Source organism: Spirochaetota bacterium (genome assembly GCA_034190085.1).
Lineage (GTDB): Bacteria > Spirochaetota > UBA4802 > UBA4802 > JAFGDQ01 > JAXHTS01.
Genome location: JAXHTS010000017.1, coordinates 1 through 25,062 on the forward strand (window position 1 = coordinate 1; position 25,062 = coordinate 25,062).

The 25,062-nt window shown below is 37.7% G+C and carries 20 protein-coding genes; 15 read left to right on the forward strand and 5 right to left on the reverse strand.

The genetic code is table 11. The features are described from left to right. Positions 1-732 precede the first annotated feature (732 nt). The 5 genes from SVZ03_03355 (at position 733) to SVZ03_03375 (ending at position 4,274) form a co-directional block, all read left to right on the forward strand. Positions 733-1,221: a DsrE/DsrF/DrsH-like family protein gene (locus tag SVZ03_03355; GenBank protein ID MDY6933242.1), complete on the forward strand. Its 489-nt coding sequence runs from the start codon at positions 733-735 to the stop codon at positions 1,219-1,221. Positions 1,222-1,234: 13 nt separating this feature from the next. After that, positions 1,235-1,624, forward strand: a complete 390-nt coding sequence (locus tag SVZ03_03360; protein ID MDY6933243.1) for a DsrE family protein — start codon at positions 1,235-1,237, stop codon at positions 1,622-1,624. 180 nt (positions 1,625-1,804) lie between these two features. Next, a complete protein-coding gene (locus tag SVZ03_03365) occupies positions 1,805-2,146 on the forward strand; it encodes a sulfurtransferase TusA family protein (GenBank protein ID MDY6933244.1) in 342 nt (113 codons plus the stop codon). A gap of 42 nt (positions 2,147-2,188) precedes the next feature. Next, the gene (locus SVZ03_03370; protein ID MDY6933245.1) at positions 2,189-3,460 is read left to right on the forward strand and encodes a PP2C family protein-serine/threonine phosphatase; all 1,272 of its coding nucleotides are present in this window, start codon (positions 2,189-2,191) and stop codon (positions 3,458-3,460) included. Positions 3,461-3,587: 127 nt separating this feature from the next. Then, positions 3,588-4,274: a 5'-methylthioadenosine/adenosylhomocysteine nucleosidase gene (locus SVZ03_03375; protein MDY6933246.1), complete on the forward strand. Its 687-nt coding sequence runs from the start codon at positions 3,588-3,590 to the stop codon at positions 4,272-4,274. 109 nt (positions 4,275-4,383) lie between these two features. On the opposite strand, the gene SVZ03_03380 is transcribed toward SVZ03_03375, so the two are convergent. The 3 genes from SVZ03_03380 to SVZ03_03390 all read right to left on the reverse strand — a co-directional run bounded on the left by SVZ03_03380 (position 4,384) and on the right by SVZ03_03390 (position 10,411). Beyond that, positions 4,384-5,940 (reverse strand): hypothetical protein, encoded by a 1,557-nt coding sequence (locus SVZ03_03380; GenBank protein ID MDY6933247.1) that lies wholly within the window; start codon positions 5,938-5,940, stop codon positions 4,384-4,386. Positions 5,941-6,344: 404 nt separating this feature from the next. Beyond that, positions 6,345-8,270, reverse strand: coding sequence for a hypothetical protein (locus SVZ03_03385; protein ID MDY6933248.1), 1,926 nt, complete (start codon positions 8,268-8,270; stop codon positions 6,345-6,347). Between the two features lie 293 nt (positions 8,271-8,563). Further along, complete coding sequence (locus SVZ03_03390) at positions 8,564-10,411, reverse strand: hypothetical protein (GenBank protein MDY6933249.1); 1,848 nt, start codon at positions 10,409-10,411, stop codon at positions 8,564-8,566. Between the two features lie 650 nt (positions 10,412-11,061). On the opposite strand from SVZ03_03390, the gene SVZ03_03395 reads away from it, so the two are divergent. From SVZ03_03395 to SVZ03_03430, 8 genes are all read left to right on the forward strand, one after another. Beyond that, positions 11,062-11,910: a flagellin gene (locus SVZ03_03395; GenBank protein ID MDY6933250.1), complete on the forward strand. Its 849-nt coding sequence runs from the start codon at positions 11,062-11,064 to the stop codon at positions 11,908-11,910. 322 nt (positions 11,911-12,232) lie between these two features. Continuing rightward, entirely contained in the window at positions 12,233-13,078 is an 846-nt protein-coding gene (locus SVZ03_03400; GenBank protein ID MDY6933251.1) for a flagellin, read from the forward strand. 165 nt (positions 13,079-13,243) lie between these two features. Then, a complete protein-coding gene (locus tag SVZ03_03405; protein MDY6933252.1) occupies positions 13,244-13,582 on the forward strand; it encodes a flagellar protein FlaG in 339 nt (112 codons plus the stop codon). 176 nt (positions 13,583-13,758) lie between these two features. Next, positions 13,759-15,804: a flagellar filament capping protein FliD gene (gene fliD / locus SVZ03_03410; protein MDY6933253.1), complete on the forward strand. Its 2,046-nt coding sequence runs from the start codon at positions 13,759-13,761 to the stop codon at positions 15,802-15,804. Positions 15,805-15,895: 91 nt separating this feature from the next. Continuing rightward, positions 15,896-16,891 (forward strand): hypothetical protein, encoded by a 996-nt coding sequence (locus tag SVZ03_03415; GenBank protein MDY6933254.1) that lies wholly within the window; start codon positions 15,896-15,898, stop codon positions 16,889-16,891. A gap of 66 nt (positions 16,892-16,957) precedes the next feature. Next, complete coding sequence (argH, locus tag SVZ03_03420) at positions 16,958-18,376, forward strand: argininosuccinate lyase (protein ID MDY6933255.1); 1,419 nt, start codon at positions 16,958-16,960, stop codon at positions 18,374-18,376. 16 nt (positions 18,377-18,392) lie between these two features. Further along, entirely contained in the window at positions 18,393-19,085 is a 693-nt protein-coding gene (locus SVZ03_03425; GenBank protein ID MDY6933256.1) for an MgtC/SapB family protein, read from the forward strand. A 217-nt stretch (positions 19,086-19,302) separates the two neighbouring features. Continuing rightward, the gene (locus SVZ03_03430) at positions 19,303-19,815 is read left to right on the forward strand and encodes a hypothetical protein (GenBank protein MDY6933257.1); all 513 of its coding nucleotides are present in this window, start codon (positions 19,303-19,305) and stop codon (positions 19,813-19,815) included. A gap of 64 nt (positions 19,816-19,879) precedes the next feature. Here SVZ03_03430 and SVZ03_03435 read toward each other — a convergent pair whose 3' ends face one another. Together SVZ03_03435 and SVZ03_03440 are read right to left on the reverse strand one after the other, a co-directional pair. After that, a complete protein-coding gene (locus SVZ03_03435) occupies positions 19,880-20,845 on the reverse strand; it encodes an MBL fold metallo-hydrolase (protein ID MDY6933258.1) in 966 nt (321 codons plus the stop codon). Between the two features lie 143 nt (positions 20,846-20,988). Further along, a complete protein-coding gene (locus SVZ03_03440) occupies positions 20,989-21,159 on the reverse strand; it encodes a twin-arginine translocase TatA/TatE family subunit (protein MDY6933259.1) in 171 nt (56 codons plus the stop codon). Between the two features lie 464 nt (positions 21,160-21,623). Between SVZ03_03440 and SVZ03_03445 the strand changes: the two genes are divergently transcribed. Continuing rightward, positions 21,624-22,745, forward strand: a complete 1,122-nt coding sequence (locus tag SVZ03_03445) for a VWA domain-containing protein (GenBank protein MDY6933260.1) — start codon at positions 21,624-21,626, stop codon at positions 22,743-22,745. Between the two features lie 90 nt (positions 22,746-22,835). After that, entirely contained in the window at positions 22,836-25,055 is a 2,220-nt protein-coding gene (locus tag SVZ03_03450) for a VIT domain-containing protein (protein MDY6933261.1), read from the forward strand. Positions 25,056-25,062 lie beyond the last annotated feature (7 nt).

The window sequence follows — 25,062 nt, forward strand, 5'->3', positions numbered from 1 at the left end:
CCGTTCCTCCGTGTGCAAGGGTTTTAAGCAAATTCTTACATTTTCCTTGCACTTAATGCAAGCATTATGTCACAAAAAACTTCAACTCTTCAGTACTTTCGACTTCTTCAGGAAACCTTAATTATATATGCTTTTTTTCTCTTCATATCAATAATCTCCTTAATTATTATTGTAAGTATCTCTGCTAAACTGTGTGGGAATACAAAAAAATAAAGATGTCAAATTATATATTAAACGATTTGATAGTTATATGCGATTTTATTCGTTAGGTGGGTGCTAATTGTTTTGATAATCAAAAATATTATCGCATTGTATAGATTGTTAAAAGTTATTGGTTTGTGATTAGATTAGGCAAAAATGGTAGGCGATTAACCCTTAACTTTATTAAGGTCGTCCAAAAGTAAAAAGAGCATTCATAAAAGTCAATCGATTTTATCATAATATGTTTGAAACCACCTATTCCTTTCAATCAAAAAGAAAGAGGATAATACGTGAAATTTTAACTCGAAAATAATTATACGAATAATAACAAAGTGAGTTAGTACTCTCAATAGATTAAATAGCATGTATAATATCCTACCTCTCACTACCTGCTGAAAGCCGACTAATTCTTGAGAAATGAATGTTTAACATTTCATCATTGTTTTATTCTTGAATGTTTTAATAAAATCGTATATATAAAAAATAGCATTCTTCACAAAAATGTATAAAGTTTCTCTAAGGAGTAATATTATGTCCGATAATAAAAAGTTATCCATGTTAATTTTAAGTGCAAATTTGGATAAAGCCTTAGCATCATTTATAATTGCTACAAGTGCTGCATCAATGAATTATGAAGTGAATATGTTTTTTGCATTCTGGGGACTGAATATACTTACAAAGAGGAAGGGGAAATTTTTTAAGGGGATTTCTATAATGGAAAAGATGTTGAATATTGTAAATCGTGGTGGAGCTCATAGATTAGCGCTCTCGAAATTAAACATGTTGGGTATGGGGAAGATGATGATGAAGATGATGATGAAGAAAAAAAATATCCCATCGCTTGAGGAATTGATAAAGATGGCTCATGAGCAAGGTATTGTTTTTTTTATCTGTGATATGAGTAGAGATTTAATGGGACTCAAACCTGAAGATTTTATTGATAGCGTGAATGAGTTTTGTGGTGTAGCAACCTTTATTGATAAATCGAGTGATTCTGAAATCAGTTTAGTATTTGATTAGGTGGAGAGTTGATATGTCAAATGTAAATAAAAATTTAATTATTATTACTACAGGTAAAGAAGATAGGGGGGGGAGGGCAATTGTTGGATTTTGCATGGCAGCCTCTTCCATAGCACTTGGGATTGATACTACAGTATTCTTAACGCTTAACGGAACAATCTGGGGTATGAATGGACAAGCGGAAAATGTAAAGATTGATGGCTTTGAACCCTTAACAGTATACATGGATCAATTCTTAGAAAATGGGGGGAAAATCCTAGTATGCAGCCCTTGTGTTGAATTCTTCTGTAACCTTAAAATAAAGTCAAAGACAAAAGAGGATTCATTGATCAAGGGTGCTGAATTTGCAGGATTTCCGACAGTTACTTCTATTATGGCAGAAAGCTCTGTAGTATCATTATAATTATCCATGACTGGATAATATGATAAATGGCAATATTATTAAGAGGAAGATTTATTATTTTATATTCATTCAAACTAATACTCTAAATTAATATAATTCTGATTCTATATTTATGTTGTGGAATTATAGCATTTGACGTCAAAAAAATAAAACCCAAAAAACTGTTTTCAGGATATTAATATGAATTTATTTAAAAAATTATTCATTACACTTTTCTTAACTAAGGAAAAGGGTAATGAAACTCATGGTGAAGTTCATTGCGAAGAAGAGGAACCAACCTCTGATGAACAATGTAACTTCGATTATAGCCTTGATTGTACCGGGATGACATGTCCAAGACCAATATTTGAGATTTCAAAGAGAGTAAAGACTATGGAAACAGATCAAGTATTAAGGATTATTTGTAGTGATCCAGCATTTGATAATGATATTAAAGCATGGTGTCATAGAACAAAAAATGGACTCCAAGATATTCAGAAAATAAATGGTAAAACAGTAGCGCTCATCGTAAAAATGAGTTAAATTTTATTCAATTATAAATGCTGCGAGGAAACTTTGTTTAAGGTGTCAAATATTGAAAAGCTTAAGCGACAATTGCTTATGCTTGAGCCTATAACTAGTGCAATTACACTTGATATAGATATTTCTGAATTATTTATATCAATCATGGCCCCCATCACTCAAGAGATAGATGCAGAGATCAATATTCTGCTGCTAAAACAATCTTCGAATTATATTATTACTGAATATTACTTTGAAAATGAGATTGAAGATTTAAGAGGAAAATATCTACAGATACCTGATAATGAAGTAAATGCTATAAACGATGCTTATATCGTAAATCAATTTAATGAAGATTCAATCAATAGCATTAATACAATATATGAATTCTTTAGCAAATCGCTTAACATTATAATCAATTCAATAATGATTTTAAAACTCAAGGAATATGGATATATCATTATTCTAAATAAAAGGACTGGAGAATTTGATGATTCATGCAAAATATTTTGCACAATAATCTCAAATATTATATCTGCCATACTCTTAATTCAAGATCAAGTAAAGTTCATTTTAGAGAAGAAAATTGAGTTAAAAGAAATTCAATTAGCATCAGAGATCCATGAACAGTTGCTACCTAAAACCATTCCAGAAATTAAAGGAATCGAATTATACGGATATTCAAAACCTGCTAAAAGTATTGGAGGAGATTATTATGATTTCTTTCAGTTTGATAATAATAGAATTGGCGTAATAATCGCAGATGTTGCGGGATGCGGATTGCCAGCTGCCCTTGTAATGATAATGATTAGCAGCATTGCTAAAACAATAATACGGAGTGATCTATCCCCAGCAACGATACTCTCATTTTTAAATAAAAAAATGAACTGGAATATTGGGGGAGAAAAGTTTGTTACTTTGAGCTATTATCTGTTGGATATTTCCCAAAATACTCTTTATTATTCGAATGCCGGTCATCTTCCCCTTATAATATACAAAAAAAATGAAGATAAAATCTATAATTTAGAAGCAACAGGGCGTCCTCTTGGGATTCTCCAAGATGAAGAGTATAAACTTATTAAAATGCCATTTTATCCTGGAGATATTGCTGTTTCGTATACAGATGGAATTATTGAAGCCACCAATTCAGATGGAGAGCAATTTGATATTGAGAGGACAGTGCAAGTAGTAAAAATGAACGAAGCCAAATCTGCTTTTGAGATTGTAAAGAGCATTGAAAAGGAATTATATAATTTCACCGGTTTGAGTTCTCAAAAAGATGACGAGACACTAGTAATTTTAAAAATGGTCGACAGAAGGAAAAAGAATAATTAGGGATTGACATATTTGTATGTAGAGCTACTTGGTTTAGGCAATATGCTATGTAATGTTTACATTGGCATAAATGAAGAACCTCCACAATGTATTATTAAGCTGGAATATGGGTTTTTAGGAGCTATCAATGATAGGAATAATGAGTGCCATATCCTTTGAGGTATCGAATACGCTTTTTGACAAGCTTATTAACAGAGAGACTGAGAATAGACTTGGACATGATTTTCATCGCGGCATTCTTGCAGGGCACGAGGTTGTAATCACTACAACGGGAATCGGCAAGGTTCGAGCGGCAGCTCGAACTCAATACTGTATTGACCATTTTGATGTAGAGAAGCTAATTTTCGTGGGTGTAGCAGGGGCTCTCAATCCGAGATTAAAGGTTGGAGATATTGTGATATCGCAACAGGTTATGCAGCATGACTTTGCTTTAAGCGCTGATCCGAAAATAGAGAATAAGGGTTCGCACTGTTATTATGGTGATTCCGAGATGATCCAGATTGTCAGGGATGTGGGAGAGAGGCTTGGATATGATGATAGGCTGCATTTTGGAAAGATACTAACAGGAGATCAGGTTATTCATGATCAGTCAAAGAAGGAACGTCTGCATGAGGAACTTGATGGGGATTGTGTTGAGATGGAGGGAGCTGCTGTAGGTATGGTTTGTCGGATGAATATGATCCCCTTTGTGCTTCTTCGAGGTATTTCTGATCTGGCAAATGAACAGATGATTCAAGATCACCTTCAATCATTGCCAGGGCTAATTGAACATAACACCCAGCTTCTTATAGAGTTGGTTGAGAATTTGCCCTAGGAATGCCTGATTCTGCCATAGCTGGTCTACTTACTATATTGGATTTATCCTTCCAAGCATTTGGGTTTGCCCTCGTTGTTATTATGTGGGGATATGTTTTTTCTCAAAATTAAATTGAACTTGCACAATGTATGTTTGTATATTGAACATTACTTTCCTTGATTGTCTGAGCATATTTTACGTTTTGAAAGGCTGCATCTAATATATCCTCATCCTTTTCAACACTATCAGTCGTAGCAATCCCTATATAAGGTTTTGGTTTTAATACCACTCCTCTTGGGGCTTTAACAAAAAAGTCTCCTAATGAATCCAGAATGTTTTGTCCAATCTCGATTGCCCCCAACAGATCAAGGTTCGGGGCGAGTATAACAAAATCATCGTTAAACCAGCATATTATGTCATCTACCTTAAGGAAGTCTCTGATTTTTGAGGATGTTGATTTTATCAGCAAATTTTTCTCATTTACATCAAAATCTTCCTCATTATTCAGGATTGATATAATGAAGACCGCAAACCTGTTCCCCATGCTTTGAAACAGCTTTCGTTGTTCATCATATTTTAATCTGAAATAGGTTTTACTATACAGGCCAGTCTCTTCGTTTATGATAATATCATTAAACAAAAGGTATTCACTAAGGGGTTTGCCTATATCTGATAGTTGTGCCCTCATAGTATTGATCTCTTTGCCTCTAAATCCACTCTCCCTAATTATGCTGATTATCCCTAATAATGTGCTATCATAAAGGATTGGTAAAATAAGTTTTTTGCCATTTTCCAGTATAATTATTGCTGATTTCTTTAATTCTTCACTCATCTCATTTTGTATATCGATTGAGTCAAAATTGCTTGAGTTAATACTTATATATGAATTCCCCTTCAATTCATAGGTCTTGTTTAACTGTTGTGTCTTTTTATTCATTAGGTATAATGAGATTGATTGAAGTGAATATTGAGAGGATATAGTAGTGAATAATTCAAAACAGTAATCATTTAATGAATCCATTGCCATATTGAATGCGGCCTTTGTCTTTTTCCTATTTGCTCTATTTGTATTCATTTTGCTTATATTGATATAACTATGAGGCGTCTCTTCAGAGGAAGCTAACTTTTTATTATGAATATAAACAAGAGATGTAGAAATGATGGAAATAATAATAATCAAGGATATTTCCAATAATAACTGAATAACAAGCGCTCTGCTTAATTTATAGGGAAAGATCATTAATATTTTCCCATCAGTAATATCCTTAACAAAGATATAATACTTCATTTGATTGAAGTATCTTGTTATATATTCATTTCCTTTATCAATTATATACTCCCCTTTTATAAAACTATCCATAATCGAGTCGAATGTTTCATTATCCTTTATATTTTCATCATTTTTGCCTTGCATTAAAATTGTATTATTTTTCTCAATAAAGGCTATGATTTCTAAATTGGAATATTCTTTTTGAGTTTGTTCGATTAAGTTATAAAGGTTTTTTCTCTGGATATTTTTGCCCTTTTCAAAGGCATTGTAGGCTATAGTAATTCTTTTACTGGAAGAGATTAGGGATTTAAGAGATTTCTTTTCGAGCAGGTTGGTTCTAAAGGGAATATAAATGAATAATATAAATAATGTTATCAATACACTTGAAATAATAATCAATCTTTTTGAGATCATGTTAATTTCCGTAATTCAATATAGAGTATTATGTAAGCTGAGAAAATTTACATCCTTTAGCTTATTAACAGATAATTATAATTTCAACAGGGCAGCAATTAGTATGCATAAGAGTTCTCTGGCACTCGTCTCGCTTTAGCCGTTGATGGAAATTATATTAATCTATGAAGTTAGGTGATGCTACATGGGAATATAATAGATTAATTTGTCTATTATCATAATCGGAAGATAGGGTTAATAATTGACTCGATTTTAATAAACATTTTTCTATAAATGCATTTAGTAGCCTAAAAATCGAGTCAATGTTGTTTTGGGGCTTGAAGAACCTCTCCCACACACCTAGGTCAAAGCCCATTAACTACAACATTGATCAGTGTAGTTAATGGGAATAATCTGCATTATGGCTAGGGTGTTCGATAATAGGATATCCGCTGCGGGTGGCACATAATGCAGATTCCATTATCACTAATAGTGCCAATAGGGGTAGAAGCCTCAATAATGTCAAAAGCCCCACCTGTGCTTCCATCCACTGTTTGAGGATCCTTAAAATTCCAGGGATTGCCGGAATCATTATCCAGATACTTAAGGTTGAAACCTGGCTCCTGACCAATAAGCTCGCCGCTTCGCACCATTGCAACAGCCTTAGAACCATGAACATTATGACATGCGGGGCAACTCATATCAGAATCGCCTACACCATCAAAGTCAGAATCCCATGGTTTTGCTAAATCACCAGGGTTCGGTTTATGGCAATAGTCAACACATCCTACTCCAACACCAGGATTGTGTTTGGATGTAAGATGATAGAAGTGATAATTTGCTGAGGTAGAGTCCTCTCTGAAGTTATTCTCCAGATTACTCGAATAGATAAATGGATCGCTATCATGACAACTGAAGCATAAGCGTAGACTATTAACAGGTACTCCAGATTTTTTACTTCTGTAAGGGACTATCAAAGGTAGTTGGCCATCTACTGATTTAAGTCGATAACCAACACGATAGTAATCTCCTGGTGTATCAATGTCTAAAGGGGCAACATATGTTCTTGCGGAACCATCTATGTGTAAATAGGTCAAATCATGGCAATCTGTGCAGAGTTCATTCTTATGTCCGTTAATATAATAGCCGAATGTGGTGTCATCCCCCGCTATATTTGGGGCTACTGGTCCACTCCCATCAGCATTGCTCGATGCAGGTGAATCATCATGACATCCCACACACCATGCCTCTTTGCCAGCTATCAATACATTTTGATTATACACTCCATCTGTCCAGTTATTTTTTGCCCCAATGCTTCCAGAATCGCTGTTTACACCATTATATGAGCCGCCAGGGCTATGGCAGTTGTCGCAGCTAGTAGTACTGTTAAAATCATTGCCATCTGCAAAAAAGCGATGGTTGTTTTCATCATGGCATGCGGTGCAATCTAAGGTTTGAGGTCCTCTGTTATTTGAAACTGTATGTGTAGGATGGCTTCCTGATGTGCCATTCCCGCTGTGACAGCTATCACATATGTTGAAATTATTGTGACAAGGGGAGGAGAAGCAGGTATAATCTGCTGGCCCCCCATTCAGGTCTTGACCATGACAGCCCTTACATCTACTTTGATTTTCCGGATATTCCTCCCCATGCTCGTCATTCCAATTAGGATTCCCATTTCCATGATGACAGGAGAAGCAGGATGAATTTGACGAACCTCCGCTTAAATCCTCACCATGACATGCTGTACAGCTGTCAGGATTTTGAGAAAATGCTACAGGGTGTTCCTCGGTATCATTGCTCCAATCATTATGATGGCAGGATTTACAGGATATTTTGCTCAATCCCCCATTCAGGTCCTCACCATGACATCCTTTACATCTATCTGGATATATGGAATATCCACTACCATGTTCATTTTCCCAATTTGAACTACCTTCACCGTGATGGCATATGAAACAGGAATAATTTACCAACCCGCCATTTAGGCCCTCACCATGGCATCCCTTACATTGATGTGAATCAGTTGAAAATGCCTCGCCATGAGAGGGATTATCATCCCAACCTTCGTTATGATGACAATTAAGGCAGGATATGTCTGCCTGACCTCCCTGCATATCATCACCGTGACATGCCATACAATTTTTCGGATTGATGGTAAACATTTCGCCATGATTGGTGTCATTGCCCCATCCTGAAGAGTGGTATGTCTTTTCAGATAATCCATCTGCAAGCGGTTGGTTGCATCCATAAGGTATAAATGCAAATATTAAAAGAAGAATATATATTGACAGTATATTTAAATAATTGCGCTCCATTATCGTTCTATTTGATATAATCTTAAGAATCATTTTTGGTTATCCTCCATAGGTTATTATCTGATTCTTATTCATTTATTATATCCACCGTATCAATATACTAATATTCTATGTCTCAGTCAAATAAATGATTGTTTTTTGAAAAGTAATGATTTTTATTTCAGGTAACTTCATGTATAGATTATGTCTTAAATAAGGGGAATGAGGTCCTCTTTATTTTTTTCAGTTTAGTTGGATACTGTGATGATTATAAAGAAAAGAAGCTGCCTAGAGTTTAGACAGCTTCAGAGAAGATATTTATTGGGAGGATTGAATATGAATAATTACTAATATTGTTGCCAAGGACGATAGTACTCAACATAGGTACCCCAACTACTACCGCTTGCATCATAGCTGCTTCCAGCAGGCGGTGCGGGATTGCCATGGCACATTGAGCCGCCACACATGTTCGCAGTGTTGTTCCTGAAAATAGAGCCAATGCTGTTCGATTGAGTCGCGCCTGTTGATGTAACCCATGGATAACCTCCAGCGCCTATGTTCTCAATAACGTAGCTAAAGTCGTATCCGCTTCTTCCTGCAAGACTTCCATCCCTTATCATTACCTCGTTTGTTGATCCCTCTGTGCCAACAGCTCCGTGAACATTATGGCATGAAGAACAGGCTGTTAGGGAGTCCCGTCCAACTGAACCACCAGCTCCTGTGGTTTCTGTATCCCAGTCCGAATCCCAATTTGGTATAATATAGTTCAACATGTGTGAAACGTGTTCATTGGTAACAGCTCCGCTTCCCCATGCGTAGGAATAATCTCGCGGTGGATTAGGCAAGCATGCCTTAAAGTTGGAGTTAATCCCATCTCCAGGTGTATCATCGAATATCATTGAGGAATCATGGCAGCCTGAATTAAAGCACATCCTGAAGGCTGTATCCCTCATAAGAGCGCCATTTGAACTAAAAGTAATGTTGTAATTGACAGGTATCATTAGCGGCACCTCGCCTCCCACATATTTCAATCTATATCCCGCAGCATATGCAACACCGGATTCAGATGGCGAGTAGTAGGAGGAATTAAAGGCGTATGTCCTGGCATCATCATCAATGTGTGTGACAGTCACGTCATGACAATCCAAACAAGCCACGTTGTTGTTTCTTCCATGACCGCTATTCCAGAAAAGCCCCACATCGGGTGCAGTTACACCATCGATAACCGCAGGCCCTCCATCATGGCATCCAACACACCATTGCTCTTTTCCTGTCTTTAATGCATCTCCTGTCTCATTATATATCCCATCCTGCCAATTGGCGAGCGCGCCTATACCTGGATCATCAACGCCATCATAATCCCCGCCAGGGCTGTGGCAATTGTCACATGCATCACCCTTCAAGTCTGGTATCTGAGCATTGCTATGACAGACAAAACACCCTGTTCCATTCAAATCATAAGGCATGCCAGGGCCTTTGCCAGTGCCGTCAAAGTGCGTTGCATGGCTCTGATTGTTGTGACAGGCATTCATGCATACATTGTACTTGATATCATGATTTGTGCTATGACAATCATCGCATGTTTGGCTGGCATGGCCGCCATTGGTGTCAGTTCCGTGGTGACAGGAATCACAGGATATTTTACTCAATCCTCCATTCAGGTCCTCACCATGACATCCCTTACATCTATCTGGATATGTGGAATATCCATTGCCATGTTCATTGCCCCAATTTGAACTACCTTCACCGTGATGGCATGTGAAACAGGAATAATTTACTAACCCGCCATTTAGGTCTTCTCCATGGCATGCCTTGCATAGATATGAATCTGTTGAAAATGCCTCACCATGAGCGGAATTATCATCCCAACCACCGTTATGGTGACAATTAAGGCAGGATATGTCTGCCTGGCCTCCCTGCAAATCATCACCATGACATGCCATACAGTTTTCCGGATAGTTGGTAAACATTTCCCCATGCTCTGAATTGTTGCTCCATCCGTTTGTATGAAAGGTACTCTGTGATAATCCATCTCCAAGTGGGTTAGTGCATGCACTGAGAATAAGTACAGCAAATAGGAAGTAGAGATAAAACATTAACGTCTTTCCCGCTAAATTATTGCACTGCTCGGGTATAAACCTGTCATTTTTCTTATTAAACCTCCTTTTGTTATCATTTGATTTGAATAATAACATTAAAATCCTCCAAATAGTAAGTATCTTCATGTTTATATATTTATTATTCCAATATTTTCACTTTGTCTCTTAATCAAGATTCATGCACCATGATATAATAATTAAATTTCATGCCATGGTCAAATAAACTGAAAATAATATAGGACTATCCAGTATCTGCTGTTGATATTTTAGTGGATGAAAATGGATATAGTGTCAAATGTATTAGTTTTTAGTGAAGTTGAAAGGATGATTGCTTAAATAATTTGTTTATTTTTTGTTGAAAGGAATAAAATATAGATTATAGATCAAATAGGGTATAATAATGCCGTATTTTTAAATAAATGTTAATATATGCATGTAAATATCAATAATGGGGCTAAATGCTCCACCATTAGGTGACGAAAAGACGAGCAAGGAGTGTTATCTCCTGACTTTTAGGTTCTTTGAAAACACTGGGGTTGTTGATCCTTAATTGATAATGATAAACACCCTTTGATAATTTTAGTTCCAGTTTTGTGTATGCCCAAATACAAGCCTGGAACAGGCCAAAATATTCCAAATAGCTGACAATACGATCAGCAGAAGGAGTTTTGGTATTATACGACCGATTTTAACTGCCCTGAGGATCGGTTGGCAAGGAAGCCAATATATAGTCAAAGGAGTGTAAAATGATTATCAATCACAACATGAGTGCAATTTATGCAAACAGGTCGCTAAAATTCACTCACTGGGAGGTCTCAAAGAGCATGGAGAAGCTCGCTTCCGGAGAAAGGATAAATAAATCCGGGGATGACGCTTCTGGATTAGCAGTTTCTGAAAAGATGAGAACTCAAATACTGGGACTCAGGCAGGCAGAGAGAAATACGGAGGATGCTATGTCCTTTGCTCAGACTGCCGAGGGGTATATGAACCAGTCATCGCAGATTATTCAGCGAATAAGGGTTATGTCGATTCAAGCTGCTAATGGTATATATTCAGCTGAAGATAGACAGCTTATCCAGGTTGAGGTTTCAGCTTTGGTCGATGAAGTCGACCGAATAGCCTCTCAAGCAGAGTTCAATAGGTTTAAGATTTTAACTGGCGAGTTCACAAAGATCAATCCCAAGGCAAGTATGTGGTTCCATCTTGGTCCTAATAGCAATCAACGCGAAAGGATCTATATTGGGACTATGACTGCTGCTGCATTCAAGATGAAGGATGCTACTGGTGGAATCTCTATATCGCTCTCTACTCCTGATGGGGCGAACAAGACTATAGGAGTCATGGATGCCTCTTTGCAAAGACTTGCAAAGCAGAGAGCGGATCTTGGAGCCTATTACAACAGGCTTGAGATGACTGCCAAGGGTTTAATGACAGCCTATGAGAATGTTCAGGCAGCTGAATCCCGAATTAGAGATGCGGATATGGCTGAAGAGATGGTTGAATTTACCAAAAACACAGTTCTGGTGCAAACTGGAACTGCCATGCTTGCACAGGCAAACTTGCAACCCCAGTCTGTTTTGAGATTGTTATGGTAGGGCAATCTTAGAACAAGAGTTATTGGTTCTTTGAAAACTGAGATTGGTTCTTACTCCCTTTTCTGGTCGCTAAAGGACTGTTCCTGAATACCGCCTCTTCCGGCAGCTAGTGATGTCGGGAGGCATCACCGGCTGCCGGATATTTCTTTGACAGTCGGTGTCGTCCGGATGATGGGCAGTCATGGCGACATATTCAAGGAAAAAACCTTAGTTCTGCGATGGGCAGATCCAGCTTCATGGTATATGGAGTCTGAAAAATTTAGAGTTGTCTCCGAATAGATCATAATGGTCAACTCTACTAAACGGAAAAGGGAGGGAAAAAATGAGAATCAATCGCAATATGAGTGCCATATTTGCAGGAAGGCAGCTCAAATTAATTTCGGAAAAATTGGATAAGTCCATAGAGAAGCTTGCATCTGGCGAGAGAATAAATGCTGCTGGAGATGATCCTTCCGGGCTTGCCGTATCTGAAAAGATGCGGACTCAGATATACGGTCTGTACCAGGCTGAGAGGAATGCCCAGAATGGGCTTTCCTTCATTCAGGTTGCAGAGGGATCTCTACAACAACTCAACAGCATCCTTCAGCGGATAAGGATGTTGTCAGTTCAGGCTGCCAATGGAATCTATTCCAATGAGGATAGGCAACTGGTTCAGGTTGAGGTTTCACAGTTGATCGATGAGGTGGATAGGATATCCAATTCCGCGGAGTTCAATAAGATGAAGATGTTAACCGGGGTTTACTCCAGAGCGAGTAATACTGGGAGCATCTTCTTCCATGTGGGTCCAAATCAGGACCAGCGGATAAGAGCCTATATTGCTACTATGAGCGCCAAGGCTCTTAACCTTATGGGTGGCAAGGCCCAAAAGCGCTCAATCTCCACTGTCGGATCAGCAAATGCCATGATAGGATATGTTGATTTAGCCCTTGACAAGCTAAATCGGCAGAGGGCAGATCTTGGCGCATATTCCAACAGGATGGAGAATACAATAAGGTCTCTAGCCAGGTCCTATGAAAATATGCTGGCTGCTGATTCCCGTGTCAGGGATACGGATATGGCCTCAGAGGTGGTTGAGTTTACAAAGAACCAGGTTCTTCTCCAGAGTGGTGTTGCGATGCTGGCTCAGGCTAATTTAAAGACTCAGATTGTTTTACAACTACTCGGATAAGAATCGTCCTTGAGTGAAACCAGCTTTGCAGTGCGGCCGGTTTCGTCCCTCTCCGGTATAATTACCGGAGAGGGACATCTCTTTAATTCTAAATATTATGAAAAGAAATATTATATTTTTGTATAATAATATTAACAATAAAGACTAACTTCAAGGAGGAAGGAAATGGAAATAATGGTTAATAAGATTGATAGTGTGGGTCAATCCAGACTATCTGGCATTAGACCAAAAAATGAACAACGTACTAGTGAAAGTGAATATTCCACAAATATAAAGATTACAAAGGATAATATTGAAAACCTTGTGGATACATTGAACTCTGCAGCAAAATCCATAGATAAGAGAGTTACCTTTTCTATTAATGAAAAGGCGAATAGGGTCATTATGAAGGTGTTTGATGCTCAATCCAATGAAGTAATAAGGGAAATCCCCCCAAAGGAGATGATAAGATTGCTTGAGAGTATTCATGAGTTTATTGGCATGTTCGTTGATGAATCAAGATAATTAATTTAATTATTATGTTGATTGACATTAATATAAGCTACAAATTTTGTCGATAATTTATTGAAATATCACAATAATGATGCTATATTGTCATCTATACTCAGAGAATTTAACATATTTATTTAAAAGATTGCTATTATTTTATTATTATTTGGGAAAATTTGTGAGGGAATATTATGCCAGTCACTATGGGAGGATTAGCCTCTGGAATAGATAGTGATAAGATAATTACCAAACTCGTTGAGGTAGAAGCAAGGCCTATCCTTCAGTGGGAAAATGAGAAGGCGACATATGTTAAGAGGAAGGAGGCCTTAAATTTATTAAAATCTCATCTTGTCAGATTGAGTAGCAGCGCTAAGGAACTTTACGGTTTTAGGGCATCCTATAATGATAAAAGAGCCATCTCTTCCAATACAAGCGTCTTAAACGCCTCTGCCACTAAATTTGCAAAGAGCGGGAACAGGAAGATAGAGGTAATTGAGCTTGCATCGACGCAAAAAATCGCTACAGATCCAATAACAAAGGATAAAAAACTCTCCTCAGGCAAATTCAGGATAGAGGTCAATGGTGAGTCCGAGATTATCCGATTTCGAGGAGGAAAGTTACAATCCCTACAGAGGAAGATTGACGAGGTTGGGTCAGAGCTTGTGGCTACTTCTTATATAAAGACCTTTGGGGATAACTACATCTTGACAATTGAATCAAAGATTTCCGGGCAAAAGGGTGAGATTAAATTATCAGGGGGTAAGAATTTTTTAAAGAGAATCGGATTGATAAGGGGTGAGAAGGGGGAAGAGAAGCAGAGATTTAAATTGGTCTTTGATAGCAAATATTTCACCTCTTATATAGGAGATCGGAAGCCTGAGGATCAGAATGGGAGTTTAAATGTTGAGGAACTGGGGAAATCCATAAGCATTAAGGATCAACTTTGGCGAGAGTATGTATTGCCAATGGAGATTCAAGTTAAAAAGGATACTCTTCTTGAGTATTTTATAAACTATAAAGGGATAAAAACTGAAGAGGAGGATGACGACGTCCTGCCCTATAAGATTGAGATTGGCCCTGAGGAGAAGATAGTGATAAAGGGGATTGAGCTTAGGGGTTATAACATCTCCAGGGTGCGTCCAATTGAGAAGAAGGAAGAGAAGAGGGAAGTTCTGGATGTATCTGGTATCGGTGTGGTTTCCATTGATAAGGGGGAGAGATTGGAGAGTCTTTATCCAATTGATAAAAAAGCAAAGGGTAAGCAGTTAATCCCAATTGGCAAGGAATTTGCAGGGAGGAGCATAAGCAAGGTTATATTCTACTGTAATGAAGGTGAGGTTAGGTTCTCAAATGTGAAAATTATTACACCCTTGAAGGGTATCGGTATTCTGGAACCCAAAAATGTGATAACTGAGGCCAAAGATGCAAAATTAAAAATTGATGGGATTGAAATAGTAAGGGATAAGAATAATAACCTCGATGATGTAATAAAGGGCGCGTCATTGAATCTTCGCAATAAATCAAGAGAGCCTGTTACATTAACTATTGAGCCCGATATTGAGAAGGCTATTGAGAAGATTAAGAAGTTTGTAAAAGATTATAATGATTATTTAGATTATAATAGGACGCTTACAAAGGCTGAGATGACCAATAAATTGGGAGAGTATAAAAAGATTAAATACAAAAGCGGTCTATTTATTGGGGATATGACCATTGCCAGGATTGAAAATGCCCTGAAGACTGCGACTAGCGGAGCATACCCCAGCATGTCGGATAAGCCAATAAAAATACTTCCACAGATAGGCATATCCACTGGGGCTATTAATGCGGAATGGGAAACGATAAAGGAAGGCAAATTGATCATTGATGAGGTCAAGGTCTATGATAATATCAGGGATAATCCTGATGGCGTAGGCGAATTTTTCGGTTCAGATACTGATGGTGATAATAGAATAGACCATGGTTTCGGATTCAGAGTCGAAAATATACTAAAACCCTATATTAGGGCAGGGAAGAATATAATTTTAGCAAAAATTGATTTGGAGGACATTTCAATAAAGAGGACAGAGGAGAGGATTGAGCGTCATCAGGTGCATCTGAGAGAGTATGAGAATAAGCTTAGAAGGAAGTTTTCTGCTATGGAGAAGTCAATATCCGGCGCTAAAATGCAACAAAATTGGATGAAGATGCAGATGAAGGGTATGGGAGGAATGGATAAGGGAGACAAGGGTAAATAAGACTTGCCTGCTCAATCATTTATTCAGCGCTATTGTGTAATGAATAATTTTATTTTACTATCAATCATAAAAATGTTTTAAGGGTAAAAATATGAAGGTACAGATAAATAGCTTTCCGGTTGGATTTGAATTAGAGAATGAAAAGACTATAGCTGATGTAATAGGCTCCATGTATAAATGGACTCAGGAAAGGGATCTTGTATTCGTTGAAGCCCAGATAGATGATAAGAATTACTTAATAAATGATATCCCTGAACTCTCACTTGATGAAGTGGAACTGATAAATTGTCAGGTTCAATCCAAGGCTGATATTGTAATATCTTCCCTAAGCGAGTGTATAAATTATTGCAATAAGGCGTTAAACTTCATAGTAAAGACGAAGAATAGCAATCAACTTGATCAATCTCAAATAGAATCAATGTGTGATGGTATAGATTGGTTAATTGAGGTAATGAATAGGATTATGCAATTACTTAGCCTGGATATAAATGAGATTAAATATCAAGATAAACGCGTAATTGATTATGTCCATAGTATTGAGATATTTAAGAATAATATTGTAAATAGTAATAATGATTTTGAAATAATTGAGTATTTCAGTGAAGGCGGAGACATTTTCAATTCGATTAGTAATATTTTCAAGATGCTCTATTTTAGTGAAAATCTCAAGTCTTTGGTTATTAAGAGTATAGAGTCTCCTGATGTTCTTATAAATTCGCTGATGGGAATAAGAAATGATGTATCGGATCAATTGACTAATTTAGAGGAGATAGCTCATTCATTTCAGGCTGGAAAGGATAATTTGGGCTCAGAAAAGCTACAGGTTTTTATTGATTTTATATATAGGTATATTAAAACCTGCCATCAAATCAGCCCAGTATTTGGTATAGATTTGAAAAGCCTTGAGGTAGATAATATATCTCTTGATGAGAAGAACGCCAATATTAACAATTTACTCAATGATATAATAGAAGCATTGGAAAACAATGATATAATAAGCCTCTCTGATATCCTCGAATATGAAATGAAACCATCTTTAGAGGATTTACATCTCTACATCGATCAATTGATCAATTTGATTAAATGAAGATTACATCAGCATAGAGTATAAAGAAAATAAAAAATAAATTTCCTTCATTTTAATAAACTAATAATGGAAAATCGAACCGGAAAAGAAAAGCAAAGTTATAAGAAGAGTAAATTGTGGGGCGGCAGGTTTAAGGAGGAGCTATCAGATTCAACTGAGAGGATTTCCTCCTCCATACACTTCGATTACAAGCTATATAGACAGGATATCCGTGGCACGATGGCTCATGCAAAGATGTTGCAGAGAATTGGAATACTATCTAAGGAAGAGCTTGCCGCTATAGTTGATGAATTACGGAAGATTGAGGGAGAGATTGAGAAGGGTGATTTTGACTTCAGACCATCGTTAGAAGACATCCACATGAATGTTGAGTCAAGGTTGATAGAGCGGATTGGCGATGCAGGAAGGAAAGTGCATACTGGTAGATCGAGAAATGATCAGATCGCTCTTGATTTGAGGCTCTATATCAGGGATGAATCAGAAGAGATTAAGCTTTTGCTGAAGAACCTGATAGCGCTTCTTGTAAAACTGTCATCTGAATATATTGACATCACAATGCCTGGCTATACACATCTGCAGGTTGCTCAACCCGTCAGATTGAGTCATCATCTTCTTGCCCACGCGTGGAATATTCTACGGGATATAAGGAGACTCAACTTTACAATTGACTCTTGCAGCGATTTGCCCCTTGGGGTTGGCGCGCTTGCTGGCGTAAATTATGATAACGATAGAGAATTTTTGAAGATGGAGCTGAATTTCAAGAATATTACTTCTAATTCAATGGATACCGTTAGCGATAGGGATTTTGTGCTGGATTTTTTATACTTTTCCGCGGTGCTTGGTGCGCATCTTTCCAGGTTTTGTGAAGAACTGGTGTTGTGGTCTACATCAGAGTTTGGTTTTATTACACTCTCTGATAAAGTCACTACAGGCTCATCAATTATGCCTCAAAAGCGAAATCCAGATTTAGCTGAGCTTATTAGAGGGAAAAGCGGTAGACTTTATGGCAACCTCATGTCGCTTCTTACTACGCTAAAGGGACTGCCCCTTACTTATAACAGAGATTTACAGGAGGATAAGGAGCCCCTATTCGATTCAGTGGATACTATTAAGCTATCCCTTGAGAGCATGTATGAGATGGTCTCAACTATGAGAATAGAAGCAGGGAGGATGAAAAGGGCTGTTTATACCAATTTTTCCACTGCAACAGACCTTGCCGATTATTTGACAAAAAAGGGGGTGCCCTTCAGAGAGTCTCATGAGATCGTTGGGAATATTGTCAGGCTCTGTGAAGAGAAATCCTTGGATTTTTTTAATCTGCCATTTGAGACGATCAAAAAATTTTCTTCCCATTTTGGTGATGATATCATGGATATACTAAATCCTGAGGGCTCCACTGACATGAAGGCATCTATGGGTGGGACATCACCTGTAGAGATTAGAAGACAGATTGAGTTGATTAGCAAGATAATAAAGGAGAATTAAGGGTTTATTGAATGATATGAATGATATACTAACCGGTCAGAACATCTTTTCCCCCCTCTCTGTGATAGTGAGATTATTTTTTGCTATAGTCTCTGGCATGTTGGTAGGTATTGAAAGGGAGTTGCGCTATCAGCCAGCTGGACTTCGAACCCATATGGTGCTTTCTCTTGGATCATGTTTAATAATGATTCTCTCTTTATACATTCCCATGGGATTCATTGAGATGAATGCTAATATTGATCCAGCCAGATTAGCAGCACAGGTTATAAGCGGAATAGGATTTCTTGGTGCTGGCGCAATTTTCAGATATGGATTCAATGTCAAGGGACTCACAACTGCAGCGTCAATATGGACAACATCTGGAATAGGTCTCACCTTTGGCGCAGGCTTCTATTTCCTTGGGATTATCTCTACTATATCATTGATTGTTATTTTACAGCTATTCGATAAAATTGAGGATTGGTTCATTGAACACAGGCATCTTCGTAACATTACGGTAACATATTATTCGGATTTAGGCTTTGAGGTTATCATAGATACTGTCAGGAATTATGATCTTGAACTGAAGCGGGTTTCAATTACCGATAATGTTGAAAATAATACCTCTGAGATTGTCATTAATTGTAGGGTTAAAGAGGGTTTTTTTGTAAGTGAGTTGTTTGAGAGCATAAAGTCACTTGGGAAGATCAAATCGCTTCGAATAGATTAGTATTATTGCATAATTAGCTGTATGAGACCACATTATATTCATATGATTATCCACCTGCCCAAATCCTCAACTTCTTTCAGTTGATAAACCACTGATGATCCTTTTGTCCATGACTAATATCACCTATCTCATACATAATTGAATTTTATACTTTTAACGGTTAAAGTTGCTACAATTTGTTAATTAAATAGCGAAAAAATAGGAGGAGGTCTTGTTTATGAAGAATATTGGTATAAAAGGTAAACGTTGGATAATAACCCTGCATATTATTTTCTCATCAGCATGGATCGGGAGCGCCTTCGCAATGATTATTCCATCAATTGTCATTGGATTGCCTGAGAATGGTGATGAAATATATGCATTAACATTGTGTGTTAAGACAATCGATGATTATGTAATCATACCCGGTGCTATAGGAACCCTTTTGACAGGATTGCTTCTCTCAATGCTAACAAAATGGGGTTTTTTCATATATCGATGGGTATTGCTAAAATGGATTATTACAATTACTATTATATTATTCGGTACATTTTGTCTGGGGAATTGGGTTAATGGAATGACATCCCTCTCTGATTGTCAGAGATTAGAAGTGTTGCAGAATCCCAAATTTATCGCATATAGAAGCAATGCATTGATATTTGGCAGTTTACAGCTCGGTATTCTTCTCTTTACAACTGTGATTTCGGTTTTCAAGCCCTGGGGGAGGCGGAAAAAGCAAAATAGCCATTGAGGTCGTTCCCAAGTAGTTGTTGAAAATATTATAATACGCTATCTGCTTTTGTTGAAGGTAGTGACTATAGCGAATATACTATCCTCTGTTGCTGAATTTCCTTCTGAATCGATCCCCTTTCTTCAAGAAATTTGAGGTGAGCGATTGCCTCTCCTGTGGCAAACCATTTTTGCATAGTAGGGAATTGATCCCAGGAATCATATGTTAAATCCCAACTCATATTCGATGCTACTTGAAAAGCATCCTTATTGCCACTTTTAATGATGGAGAGGACCTCATCAACCCTCTTTTGGTGATGTCTTTTGAGTTCTTGGATTCTCTTCTTGCAATCCCTAATAATGCTTCTATGGCCAGGTAATGTAATATCAATATCCAATTTATAAACCTTATCAAGACTTGTCATGTATTCATCAAGTGGATTCTCATCCTCTGTCCATAACGATATGTTAGGGGTTATATCTCCGAGTATATGGTCTCCTGATACTAGAATTTTTTTATTTGGCTCATAGAGGCATAGATGGCCGTTAGTATGGCCGGGTGTTTCCAAGCATTCAAATTGGTAATCACCGATTTCAATTTTATCGCCCTCCTTAAGGATAGTAAAGTTAAGCTGTCCTTTAGCGCCATATTTAAAACCCGGGTGTTTAAAGAGGGCATCCTGTAGCATGTCCTTGGGAAAACCATACCTGTTTGCAAAGTTCAGCATACTTTCCCAACTAAAACCCTGATGTATGCTGTCGATATCCTTCTGGTTAAAATATATCTTTGATGTATTAGTAACAAGACTGGAAACGAGCCCCAAATGATCAGCATGTAGATGAGTTATAAAGAAATCCGTATCTTTTAGATCCACTCCTATTTCGCGAAGGCTTGATTCCATTACCCTCATGCATTCCTCTCGATTCATCCCAGTATCGATAATTAGATTTCGATCATTATCCTTGATCACATAGGAATTAAGAGCCTTTAGGGGATTCTTGGGTAATGGGATCTCAATTCTGTATATACTCGGAAGAATTTCTTCAGTCATAATATCTCCCAAACTGTACGCATTTTATTTTATCAAAAAATCTTTTCTCAGTATCATTTATGCTAATAAATATATAATAATCCACTCTGATGTGTGAATGATTCTGTTATTTGCAGATAGTGAATACATAACTTTTCAAATGGCTACTCCTTGCCTCTCTTATCCTCTCCATTGGATTCGCCATTTATAGATTTCTTGAATTCCTTGATGCCACCCCCGATATCCCGCGCTATCTTTGGAATCTTCCCTGCTCCAAATATAAGGAGTACAATAAAAAAGATTATAACCAGTTCCCATATTCCAGGCATTCCCATAACAATCCTCCAATCACAATTGATTTCACGATATTGATGCTAGTAAAGGATAAGCTTTTTTTTACCTCGCTTTCAGTGAGGAGGAATACTCTTCACTTACTCTTCCCTATCTATAGTATTACAAAAAACACGTCTGATATTGACATCATATATCTACTCTTTTCAACTATCTTTGTGAATCTATAATTTGTCAAACCAATTTCTGAATGGCTCGATTATTACATATTCAGAAGAGATAGTCTTACCTATTGTTCTAAGAACTTTTCACTAGGTGGTATGTAATCTTTACTAGAAGCGGGAACTGCAACCCTTCACGCTTTATCTGTTGGGAGTTTATTGTTTAAATAGTAAATATTTTTCCAAAATGGACAAATAATAAAAAAATTTAGAACTTTTTTATGTTTTGCCTGTTTAGAAGTTATAGAGAGGTGATGAAACAAAAAGATTTATCAGGAGGCTTTACAATGAAAAGAATAGTAAGATGTGTTTTTTTATCATATGTTGTGATATTTATCTTATTCACCACAACTAATATCAGAGCAGCGAAGGGAGAACTAATCCAGATGGCCATTCTGCTCGATACAAGTGGAAGTATGGATGGATTGATTGATCAGGCAAGATCACAACTCTGGAAGATTGTTAATGAGCTTGCCCTGGCAAAGAAGGACGGAAAAAGTCCACGATTAGAAGTCGCTCTTTATGAGTATGGGAAACAGAGTATTTCAGCGAGCGAAGGCTATCTGCGAATGATTGTTCCTCTATCAACGGATCTGGATAAGATATCAGAGGAATTATTCAAGCTAAATACGAATGGTGGGGATGAGTACTGTGGGATGGTTATCGATGCTGCTACAAATGGTCTAAAATGGAGCAATGATAACAAAGATCTGAGACTCATCTTTATAGCTGGAAATGAGCCCTTTACACAAGGTAATGTAGACTATATCAAGAGTTGCGGGAGGGCTATAGCAAGGGGCGTTATCATCAACACGATATTCTGCGGTAATTACCAGCAGGGCATAGCTATAAAGTGGAAGCACGGGGCAGACCTTGCTGATGGGAAATATATGAACATAGATCATAATCAGAAGATAGTTCACATAAAAGCCCCGCAAGATGAGGAGATTGTCAAACTTGGTCAGGAGTTGAACAATACCTATATTTCATACGGTAAATTGGGTGAAGAGAGAAAGATGCGTCAGAAAAAACAGGATGTCAATGCTGCTTCAATGAGCAAAGAGGCGCTGGTTCAGAGGTCAGTGGCAAAGGCCTCTGGGCAGTATATCAATACTGGCTGGGATCTGGTTGATGCTATAGAGAATGAGAGTGTAGAAATAGATAGCCTGAAGGATGATGAATTGCCATCAGAGATGAGAAAGATGAATAAAAGGGAGAGGAAGGAGTATATAGATAAAATGATCGATAAGAGAGCGGAGCTTCAGAAAAGGATTAACAGATTAAATATGGAAAGACGCGAGTTTGTGGAGAATGAGATGAAGAAAAGATCAGAACAGAATACCCTTGATCTGGTTATTATTAAGGCTGTGCATGAACAAGCAGCAAGATGTGATTTCAGTTTTGAATAAATTTACAGACAAAATATTGTGAACGAAATGACATGCTATCTGAAGAGAGGGTAGATATCTATAGCAGAATAATATTGAAGGAGAATGATAATGATGATAATGAAGAAAAGGATAGTGTTTTTTCTAATTTCCATATCCTTCTTTTTTCACTTTACTAGTAATATCTATGCAGACGGATTTATCCTTGTGCCGCGTTCACATCCATCTACTCCATTCCCGCTGGAAGTGAAATACCACCATGTGGACGTTAAGATAAAGGGAGTGTCCGCTGTCACATCTATTGATCAGGAGTTTTACAATCCATCAGGCCGAAGATTGGAGGGATATTTTATCTTCCCAGTACCCAAGGGGGCAGTTATTGATAGATTCAGTATGTTCATCAATGGGAAAGAGACGGAAGCAGAACTGCTCGATGCGAAAAAGGCGCGAAAGATATACGAGGATATTGTCAGGAAACAGCTCGATCCAGCCATTCTCGAATACGATGGACAAGACATCTTTAAGGTTAGGATCTTTCCTATTGAACCGCGCTCTGTTAAGAGGATTAAGTTATCCTATAACGAGATATTAAAGAAGGATAATGGCACCATCGAGTATCTCTATCCCTTAAATACCGAAAAATTTTCATCGAAACCGCTTAAGGATGTGGCAATCAATGTGGATATCAAATCCGATGGCAATTTGAAAAACATCTATAGCACAACCCATGATATAGATATCCTTCGAAAGGAGATGGATCACACCCTTGTGAGCTATGAAGCGAGGAATGTTACTCCTAATGAAGATTTTAGATTATATTATAATACTGATAAGTCAAAGGTGGGCCTTTCTCTTTTAGCCTATAGGGAAGCAGGAGGGGATGGTTATTTCTACCTGTGTTTCAGTCCTGGTTTGAATATTCGTGAAAGTGAGATCAGCGAGAAGGATATAACTTTTGTCCTAGATGTCTCTGGTAGCATGGCAGGGGATAAGCTTAAACAGGCAAAGAGGGCGCTGAATTTCTGCATTGAGAACCTGAACAAGGGTGACCGTTTTCAGATAGTTCGTTTTTCTACAGAAGCTGAGGCCCTATTTGATAGGTTTCGGAGAGCGGAGGAGACGAATTTTCAAAAGGCGAGGAATTTTATAAATAATTTAAGGGCTATTGGGGGAACTAACATAAAGGAGGCTTTAGAGCTGGCCTTATCAACACCAATCGATATATCCAAGTCTCACATAGTGATATTTATTACCGACGGAAAGCCTACAATTGGGGAAATAAATGAAGACAAGATGATCAAAATGATTGGAAATGTCAATACCTTCAATACAAGAATATTCACCTTTGGTATAGGATATGACATCAACACACACCTGCTGGATAAAATAACCACATTGACAAGGGCTCATAGGACTTATATCTCTCCGAATGAGGATATAGAGGTCAAGATCTCAAATTTTTATACAAAGGTTCAATCTCCTGTACTAACTGACCTAAAATTGAGATTTAGTGGAATACGGATATCAAAGACCTATCCCAGGGACCTGCCTGATCTCTTCAGGGGATCATCCCTTGTAATCCTTGGTCAATATTCGGGCGAGGGAAGAGCAGGGATAGTATTAACTGGGAAGGTAAGAGATAGGGAGCAACAATTTCAGTATAATGTCTATTTTTCCAAAGCCGATAGCAAAAATGCCTTCATTCCTCCACTCTGGGCCGCTCGTCGTATTGGTTACCTGCTCGATCAGGTGCGACTGAATGGCGAAGATGCTGAATTGATAGGGGAGATAACCAATCTTGCACGAAAACATGGTATTGTTACGCCATATACAAGCTATCTCATTCTTGAGGATGAGGAGAGGCGTGTTTCCAGAAGGGAATTAGATGATGAGCATCAGACTCTCGGGAGCATGAACAAAAGGGCTGATCTTGTAAAAAGAAGCAAAAGGGAATACAAAGAGATGATGGAAAAATCAGGCAGAGGCAGCATCCAGGCAAGCGAAGAATTTCAGGCGCTAAATAGAGCCAAAAATTTTCCAGCAATCCGTCAGGGGAAGTCCCGCCTGGTCTTTAGAGACAATCTAGGGGGTGTGAGGAATCTAATCCAGCAGGTTAGAAATGTTCATGGCAGGGCTATATATTATTCCGGAAATTTCTGGGTGGATTCAAGAATACAGGAGAGTCGAATTGGTAAAAAAGTACGAATTCAATTTGCAAGCAAGAGGTACTTTCAGTTTCTCAGGGAAAATCCTGAATCTGCTCAATTCTTGGCTCTCGGAAGAAATGTAAGATTTGTGCTTTACAATAAGGTATACGAGATATATGAGTAGAGAAATC

Bases quoted from the DNA above. Each gene is read 5' to 3' on its own strand.
- SVZ03_03385 (MDY6933248.1), bottom strand. From the start codon at position 8,270: ATGATTCTTAAGATTATATCAAATAGAACGATAATGGAGCGCAATTAT.
- SVZ03_03360 (MDY6933243.1), top strand. From the start codon at position 1,235: ATGTCAAATGTAAATAAAAATTTAATTATTATTACTACAGGTAAAGAA.
- SVZ03_03355 (MDY6933242.1), top strand. From the start codon at position 733: ATGTCCGATAATAAAAAGTTATCCATGTTAATTTTAAGTGCAAATTTG.
- argH (MDY6933255.1), top strand. From the start codon at position 16,958: ATGGAAAATCGAACCGGAAAAGAAAAGCAAAGTTATAAGAAGAGTAAA.
- SVZ03_03395 (MDY6933250.1), top strand. From the start codon at position 11,062: ATGATTATCAATCACAACATGAGTGCAATTTATGCAAACAGGTCGCTA.
- SVZ03_03365 (MDY6933244.1), top strand. From the start codon at position 1,805: ATGAATTTATTTAAAAAATTATTCATTACACTTTTCTTAACTAAGGAA.
- SVZ03_03400 (MDY6933251.1), top strand. From the start codon at position 12,233: ATGAGAATCAATCGCAATATGAGTGCCATATTTGCAGGAAGGCAGCTC.
- SVZ03_03380 (MDY6933247.1), bottom strand. From the start codon at position 5,940: ATGATCTCAAAAAGATTGATTATTATTTCAAGTGTATTGATAACATTA.
- SVZ03_03440 (MDY6933259.1), bottom strand. From the start codon at position 21,159: ATGGGAATGCCTGGAATATGGGAACTGGTTATAATCTTTTTTATTGTA.
- SVZ03_03415 (MDY6933254.1), top strand. From the start codon at position 15,896: ATGAAGGTACAGATAAATAGCTTTCCGGTTGGATTTGAATTAGAGAAT.
- SVZ03_03390 (MDY6933249.1), bottom strand. From the start codon at position 10,411: ATGTTATTATTCAAATCAAATGATAACAAAAGGAGGTTTAATAAGAAA.
- SVZ03_03450 (MDY6933261.1), top strand. From the start codon at position 22,836: ATGATGATAATGAAGAAAAGGATAGTGTTTTTTCTAATTTCCATATCC.
- SVZ03_03445 (MDY6933260.1), top strand. From the start codon at position 21,624: ATGAAAAGAATAGTAAGATGTGTTTTTTTATCATATGTTGTGATATTT.
- SVZ03_03375 (MDY6933246.1), top strand. From the start codon at position 3,588: ATGATAGGAATAATGAGTGCCATATCCTTTGAGGTATCGAATACGCTT.
- SVZ03_03430 (MDY6933257.1), top strand. From the start codon at position 19,303: ATGAAGAATATTGGTATAAAAGGTAAACGTTGGATAATAACCCTGCAT.
- SVZ03_03435 (MDY6933258.1), bottom strand. From the start codon at position 20,845: ATGACTGAAGAAATTCTTCCGAGTATATACAGAATTGAGATCCCATTA.
- SVZ03_03405 (MDY6933252.1), top strand. From the start codon at position 13,244: ATGGAAATAATGGTTAATAAGATTGATAGTGTGGGTCAATCCAGACTA.
- fliD (MDY6933253.1), top strand. From the start codon at position 13,759: ATGCCAGTCACTATGGGAGGATTAGCCTCTGGAATAGATAGTGATAAG.
- SVZ03_03425 (MDY6933256.1), top strand. From the start codon at position 18,393: ATGAATGATATACTAACCGGTCAGAACATCTTTTCCCCCCTCTCTGTG.